At 45.1% G+C, this 4514-nt stretch carries 2 protein-coding genes; both read right to left on the minus strand.

Features of this window, described 5'->3' with window-relative positions; all coding sequences use genetic code 11:
* Window positions 1-329: 329 nt before the first annotated feature.
* Entirely contained in the window at window positions 330-3350 is a 3021-nt protein-coding gene (locus KGY70_17440; protein ID MBS3776986.1) for a M1 family metallopeptidase, read from the minus strand.
* Between the two features lie 228 nt (window positions 3351-3578).
* Window positions 3579-4514, minus strand: a 936-nt coding sequence (locus KGY70_17445; protein ID MBS3776987.1) for a DUF1684 domain-containing protein, incomplete at its 5' end; no start/stop codon positions are given.

Here is a 4514-nt window from a genome sequence, read left to right on the forward strand (position 1 = left end):
GGATAATGCGACGAACAGTTCAGATTGACTTTCCCATTGTTCGGATGATTTTTCGGATAGTTCAGGTTGATTTTCCCATTGTACCGATGGACCTTCAGACACATCAGATTGAGATTTCATCTGTCCGGGTCAGCGCTTTTCAAAAATCAATCTTGTATTTCCTTCTGTTCCTTATAGGGTTCCATATGAAAGGTGCCGTCGCTACGCGACTTACACCCTGGAAATACAATTAAATGACAATTAATGACCTTATTGACAACAAATGACTATTACATCGATCTCCCAAAAACAACCATTCTGAATATCCGACAGAATACTACCATCATGTTTTAAAGATTGATTCTTTTATACATCTCCGAAGGCTGGAAGAGATCAAATTTCAGGTGAAACCTGATCTGTTCGCCATAGCGTTCGTTGACGGATTCTACGGCTTTATCCAGGTTGGGGCTGGCCACTACGGGAAAGTAGATATCCAGAAAACGGAGGAAAGAAAATTTAACTCCCGATTCTGCGGCCCAGTCGGTATTGGCAATTTCCGTGTCCACGGCCATCGATTTTCCGAAAGCGCCGAAATTGCCGTACACATGGATTGGAACATCTCTTATTAAAGGGATACTTGTGCTGAGGTTCAGTGAGAGGAGCCAGTCTTGTGTTACTCCCAACGGTGAATGGAGGGCAAAGGCTCCATCATCCGGGTAAAATTGTTGGGAGAGCAACTGGTTGCTTATATCTTTCGCCGGATCTTCAAATCGCCCTAAAAAGGTATTATCGAACGTATAATCGTATAACCCGGAGCCCCCGCTCAGGTGAAATGAATAGGGAGGGGGCAGTTGATCTCCCTTATTCAGAAACGCTCCGCCAAAAAGGCGTATATTGAGCCCCTCTGTCTTATAATACGAATGTTTATACCGGGCTTCAAGGGAAGTTTTGAGAAATTCGCCTGATATTTCAAAGTCTGCTTTCAGCTTGTATGGATTGATGCTTTTGTTGGTTTTATCATGTAACAGGGTCAGATTGTGATAGAATTGATGGCCGGGTTGTTCTTTGCGGGTAGATATGTCATTGATGTCTGTGGCATAGGTGGTCGAATATCTGATTTCGTTGATGACCTTCCGTCGCGGATCCGGCTTTTTGAATGTAAGAATGGCTTCAGACTTTAACCGGTTGAAGGATTTGTTGGAGGTTTCGGTATAACCAAACTGTTTGCCGGAAAGTTTGAGCTGGATTTGTCGAAATGTCTTGTTGGGATAGATGTTATAGGCCATTTCACCGGTTCCCGCAAGTTTTTTATTTCCCATGCTGTACATGGGGGCCAGGTAATAGTCGAATTGATCGGGAGGGAAAGGAGCGTCGTAAAGAAGGCCTCCGATCATGGTATGATCGTAATTGTTCCAGCCAACCGACGGGAAATAATGGATTTGGGTAAAGTTGGGATTATTGATCAGTCCGAAGAACTGGAGTTTAAGGGGCTCCGTTTTTTTGAATATCCCCTTCGTTTTGATGCTGTTGTTGTGGCGGTATAGTTCAAGCATCTTTTTATCCGGGTCGATCACATATTTATCTGCTTCGGAGGAAGGCAGATCAAGCCATTTCTTTCCTTCAAAGCCCGGATACCATCGGGAGAATGTTTTCTCGCCGTCGCGAAAGCCTGCAACCACCAGGGGCGCATCAATTTCTCCCTTGTTTTTTACCAGCAGGCGGTTGCCGTCTGCTTTTTTCATTTTATAGTCGATCTTTCCCTTTGTGGCGAACACATCGTTGAAAAACCAATCCAGCTCTTTATCGGTATGTTCCCTGAATACCTTTTCCAGGTCTGACGGATAAGGATGTTTGAATTTCCACTTTTGGAAGAAATCCTGCATGATGGTGTTGAATTGATCTTCTCCGAGATAATGCATCAGATGCAGAAAAGCCAGGCCCGTTTTTGAATAGGAGATGCCTGCGTAATTGGCTGTATTGAATTCCGCGGAGGCTGTATTTGTTGGTTGATCGGTATTTCTCCGGCCCAGTAAAAGATAGGTGAAAGCATGGAGATATCGGTACCGGAGGTGATCGCCTCCCAACACCTTTGTCAGACCCGGGTCCATGCCCAGCATCTTGTAAAGCTCGTTTTCATCCGGATATTTGTTTTGCATATACCGGATTTCGCTGAATGTATTGATCCCCTCATCCAGAAACGGGTATCGTCTTTCATTGAATCCGAGCATTCCGTAGAACCAGTTGTGACCTACTTCGTGCATAATGACCTGCTCCAGCATACTGGCCTGCTGTGTATGGCCAATGGCTGTAATTGTGGGATATTCCATGCCGTTTCCGCGCGATCCGGCTGCTCCCAGAACCGCGGAACAGGTGTTGTAGCCATAATCCCCGTACCACATTGAATAATAGCTGATGGCATCGTTGATATAGTTGGTGGCATTTCTCCATAACTCGGCCTGATCGTTTGTAAAGTAGGCCCAGGTTGTTACATGTCTTTCAGAATTGGGAAGTTTGACCGAATCCTTCATTACATGATACCTTTTATCCGCGAACCAGGCAAAATCGTGTGCGTTTTCAAGGGTATAACGGATGGTTTTGTTTTTGCCTGCAGAAACCGGTATCTCCATGTCCTTGGGATCAAATGAAAATTGGCTTGCTGATTCTACTGCCCGTTCATTCAACCATTTGATCTCGCTTTGTGTTTGGAGCTGACCTGAAGCGGCCACGACGTAGTTTTCAGGCAGTGTAATGGAAATCTCAAATGAGCCGAATTCGGAGTAGAATTCTCCCATATCCCTGTAAGGCATGGGATGCCAGCCAAATCTGTCGTATACGGCAGGTTTGGGATACCATTGGGTGATTTTGTAGCTCTGGCCTATATGTCCCATACGAGAGGTTACCCCCAGGGGTATTTTCACATGAAAAGGGGTGGTGATGGTAACGGTCTCACCGCTTTCAAGGGGTTCGTTAAGGTGAACCTTACAGATATCGATGTGTTCGGGATGGTATTCCCAGCGGGCTTCCTTTCCGTTGATCCTGAAGTTCAGTGAATCGATAAAACCTTGCTGTGCTATATTTTTGAACAGATGGTGTTTGCCTTCACTTCTGAATTGCTCCCGTGCCAGTGTGGTTTGGTTGTTTTTGTAGGCATTGGGCCATATGTGGAAATAGATAAACTCCAGCTTATCGGGGGAATGGTTGGTGTATTCCATCTTTTCAAAACCGGAAAGGGTATGGTTCCGGTCATTGAGCTTTACTTCGATCTGATAATTCACTTCCTGCTGGAAGTAATCCTGGGCCCTGGATGTAAGGGTGAAAAAAAGGAGGAGCACTGCCAGGACTGATTTAGTGAAATTTGGGGAATGCATCATCTTTTTACTGATATTGGTTGTAATCTGGCTGATAAAATTACAAAAATCGGACAATAGTATATTGTTAAATTAGTAGTGAGTAATAAGTAATGAGTCGGAACTGTCAATACTCTCAATTCACTACTCTTTAATTTATTTTCATTTTCTCCTCTTCCTATTCACAAAACTCTCCACTCATTACTCTCCACTCACTACTACTTGTTTCCGCCCTATGCCAACTTCTTAGTCTCAATGGTGCGGCACATCCAAATCCGGTGCCTTTTCCCCGGCTTTTACCTTAAAGGACAGGACATTCTGCCTGGGTGGTAATGGGCATGTGGCATAAGGCGTGAAGGCACAAGGCGGATTGTAAGCCTTATTGAAATCGATATGGGTATTGTTGTTTTCATCGGGTGCTTCTGCCACGAGGAACCTGCCTCCCCCGTAAGTCTCTTCCGCATTGGTTTCGTCGCCGAATACCAGAAAAAGACTCTCCCTGCTGCCCATCGGATGGAGGATATATGTTTCACCCCTGTATTCAAATTTCAGTACGCCGGGAGACTCTACCTCATTGGTTCCCCCAAGTACATTGGGTACCTCCATTGTCTTTTTTTCTTCGTAAGGCTCAAACTTTGCCTTTATGCGCCATTCTTTACTAACGGGGAAAGCCGGTATTTCCGTTACCTCATCAAGCAAGGGGCTTTCCAGGTCACGAAGCCGTATTCCGTACTGATCTCCTCTTTTGATGACAAACCATTTCAGTGGGCCGTGACTGAGTACAGTGGGATCGCCTTTTGCATCGCTTTGCATCTGTATCTTTTGGATCAGGGAATCCTGGTGAAATACTTCCGTATTTTTCAGGGTTGTAAATTGTATGGTGTTATCGGACAGGTAAAGGTTTCCCAGATTGTCCGGAGCTTTTTCCGGGAAAACTATGTCATTGGATGAATTGCTGCCTATGGTGTTTTTGCCGGAGTCAAGCCAGTACAGACCGGCAAGATTGAGCCAGCCGTCGGAGGCTTTAAGATTTTTCAGTCTTTCAGAGCGCCATTCCATGATGCGCTCTTTGTATGTTGTTTCACCAGATTTACCGGATGGACTGCTGCAGTTGGTAAAAAACAAAGGGCAGCAGAGCAGAAGCCCAATGGCCATCTTTTTCCCTGTCATAAAAATGCTGTGTTGATT

It is taken from the genome of Bacteroidales bacterium (assembly GCA_018334875.1).
GTDB lineage: Bacteria > Bacteroidota > Bacteroidia > Bacteroidales > UBA12077 > JAGXLC01.

What these genes read in the sequence shown, in the direction of transcription:
- KGY70_17440 (MBS3776986.1), bottom strand. Translation starts at nt 3,350, where the DNA reads ATGATGCATTCCCCAAATTTCACTAAATCAGTCCTGGCAGTGCTCCTC.